Raw genomic sequence first — 2,789 nt, 5'->3', positions numbered from 1 at the left:
CCCCGGGGCGGCGCCGTTGGCTAGCCCCACGCGGTGGCCGCGGTCGGGCGCGCGGCGCGGCGGCGGGGGGGGGGGCCCGCCGCCGCGCTGCGCGCCCCCCCCCCGGCCGGTTCTGTGAGGGGTGTCCCCGTTGGCGCCTTGTGGGTGCCTAGTTGGTGTTGAGCGTCAGCCCGTAGTAGCGGAGGGCGTCGTCGAGCGGCTGGAAGTAGGACGAGCCGCGCGAGTTGACCCCGCCGGTGCACCGCTGGTCGGTCGGGCCGCCGGAGGTCATGCCCTGGGCCTGGTTTCCGGAGATGTACGCGCCGCCGCTGTCGCCGCCCTCCACGCAGACACTGGAGGTGGCCAGGCCGCTGACGACCGTGTCGGGGCCGCCGTTGCGGTCGACGTAGGTGACGGTGTTGTTGTACGAGCCGATCGTGCCGCAGGTCCAGCCGGTGGTGGCACCGGACTTGCAGACCGCGGCGCCGGACGAGGCGCGGGTGCCGCCGCGAACGGCGACCGGGTTGCTGTTGCCCCAGGTGCCGACGCTGGTGGTGATCGAGTGACCGGAGTTGATGGTCAGGATCCCCATGTCGACGCTGCGGGTGCCGAGCGCGTACCGGGTCTTGTAGCCCTGGGCGAAGGCCGCCCCGTCGTAGCGCAGGGTGTTCGTGACGCAGTGCCCGGCGGTCACCAGGTACTGCCTGCCGGAACTGTCACGGGCGCCGTAGCCGACGGAGCACCACTGGGTGGTGTTGTTGAACGTCATCTTGCTGCCGGGGTAGATCGCGGCCTTGGCCTCCAGTTTCTCCTGGCCGCGCACGATCCGGACGGCGGAGCCGTGCTCGGCGGCCTGGGCGATGAACGCCTTGGCGGCGGCCCCCCGCTCGTTGTTGACCTTCACGGTCACCTGGTCGGCGGGCAGGTCCACGGACCAGGCGACCACACCGGAAGGGGTCTTCCCGGCGCCGAGGCGGTCCAGCTCGGCCTTGATTCTGTCGAGCGCTGCCTGGCCTCTGGCGGGCACGCGGGCATCGAGCCCGGCCTTCTCGATCCGGGCCGCCTCGGCCTGGTCGCCGGCGTTGACGGTCAGCCGGCCCGAGGCGTCGAAGAACGCCCCGTCGCCGGATATGCCGCGCTTCCGCAGCTCGGCGAGCTTGCCCTGCTGGGCGTCCTGCCGGTCCAGCCGGTCGACCGCGGCCTTCTCGCTCACACCGAGCGAAGCGGCCAACGCCCGGACCATCTCGGGCTGGTAGCGGGGCGTGGTCGCGGAGTCCTGCGCCTGGGCCATGCTCTGGGTTCCCAGAACGGTGGCGGCCGAGAGCAGGACGCCCGCGGCGGCAAGGCCGTACTTACGTGTGTTGCGCACGCTGATTCCTTCCGGATGACGGCCGGAGACCCGTATGGGGGGTGAAGCGCCGGGCCCTGGCCGACGGCGAGTTCAGAACTCGCCGCGAGCCGAACTATTGAGGCCCGGCGTGCCCCGGGATACCCGGAGCGGCGCATTCACGGATACGCAGATAATGCGAGAGGAGCTCCAGAGGCTCAAAGCGCCTCAGAGCCGCCGGAGTTCCCACAGCCGCCAGATCGCGTCCTCGGTGAGGAGATGCCCGCCCGGGACCGTGGACCGCGTCACCACCTGGCGCTGCCGGTGCCAGACCGGGATCAGGGGAGCGTCCTTCGCGATGGGCGAATGCCCCTGCCGCGGTTCCGAGGCGGATGAATCTCATGGAGGTGCTCATGCTTCCCTTGGTCATGGGCATGGCGATTCTGGTGGCAATTCCGGGTGTCGGTGGATGGAACCCAGTGACAGAGCGTGCGCAGGTGTATCCGTAGGCGTGAATCACGGATACGGCGTCGTGGCACATACGGGAGACGCGCGGGGCACGTACGGGAGGCGCAGGGGTTACGTATAGGTGATCGGGCCGTTCCGGATATTGACGAGCGGGTGCGCCTCGTACGTTGGGAGAACCTGTCAGCGGTGGATCCGCGGCAAGGGAACTCAGCCCTGCCGGCGCGTATCCGTCGCAGCCCGTGCCGGTAGTGCGGGAGACCGCGACACCGAGGAGATGGCGTCATGGCCGAGCTCTACTTCCAGGTCAATGTCCCCACCCGGAACTCCGTGCAGCCCGAGCGGTGCGGCCTGCACGTCTTCACCGGGTCCGCCGAGACCGAGTCGGACGCCCTGCGCATCGCGCGCGAGGCGTGCGACGCGGCGGTCGCCGCACAGAAGGCGGGCTTCGCCATTCCGCGCCGGCGCCCGGACGGCTGGGGAGCACGCGGGGTGCGTTCCGGTTGGGTGTTCGACTGGACCGCCGCGACCGTGGCCGTCTGGCGGCACGACCGGAGCTTCTGGGCCGACCGGTCGTTCCTGCCCGTGGGGGACGGGCGCCCCGGGAACGGTTCGTAGCGCGGCCCCTGCCTCAGCGGCCCCAGCCCCAGGGGTGACCGTCAGAGCCGGTGGGCGAGGTCGCGGCGGGAGAGCGCGCCGGTCTTCCGCATGGCCCCGGCGATGTGCTGCTCCACGGTCCGCGGGGAGAGGTGCAGGGTCGCGGCGATCTCCCGGTTGGTCAGCCCGGACGAGACGAGCTGTGCGACCTCCGCCTCCCGGGGGGACAGCTGGTCGGAGTGCGAGGGGCGTCCGGGAGGGCGGCCCTTCTTGGCCGGCTGCCGGGTGCGCAGCAGGGCCCTCGCCCGGGTCGCGTCCCAGACGGCGCCCAGGTCGGTGAAGTGCTGTGCGCAGGACTCCAGTTCGGCGATCGCCGAAGCGGTGGCGGCGGGGTCGGACACCGGGGCCACCGGCGAGGCGC

At 71.7% G+C, this 2,789-nt stretch carries 3 protein-coding genes; 1 reads left to right on the top strand and 2 read right to left on the bottom strand.

Features of this window, described 5'->3' with window-relative positions:
• Positions 1-148 precede the first annotated feature (148 nt).
• On the bottom strand, positions 149-1,348 hold the full coding sequence (locus JS521_RS35085) for a S1 family peptidase (RefSeq protein ID WP_205086905.1): 1,200 nt from the start codon (positions 1,346-1,348) through the stop codon (positions 149-151).
• 708 nt (positions 1,349-2,056) lie between these two features.
• Here JS521_RS35085 and JS521_RS35080 point away from each other — a divergent pair.
• Positions 2,057-2,389 carry a hypothetical protein gene (locus JS521_RS35080; RefSeq protein WP_205086904.1) on the top strand — a complete coding sequence of 111 codons (333 nt, stop codon included), beginning with the start codon at positions 2,057-2,059 and terminating at the stop codon, positions 2,387-2,389.
• 41 nt (positions 2,390-2,430) lie between these two features.
• Here the strand turns inward: JS521_RS35080 and JS521_RS35075 are convergent.
• Positions 2,431-2,789: response regulator transcription factor (locus JS521_RS35075; RefSeq protein ID WP_239488264.1), on the bottom strand; the 359-nt coding region annotated here is incomplete at its 5' end.

Origin of the sequence: Streptomyces durocortorensis, from assembly GCF_016901035.1 — a bacterium.
Classification (GTDB): Bacteria; Actinomycetota; Actinomycetes; order Streptomycetales; family Streptomycetaceae; genus Streptomyces; species Streptomyces durocortorensis.
The sequence above is the reverse complement of the archived record's forward strand: the minus strand, read 5'-3'. Positions and strand labels throughout refer to the sequence as shown.

Coding starts and splice junctions, on each gene's coding strand:
- JS521_RS35080 (WP_205086904.1), top strand. CDS start 2,057: ATGGCCGAGCTCTACTTCCAGGTCAATGTCCCCACCCGGAACTCCGTG.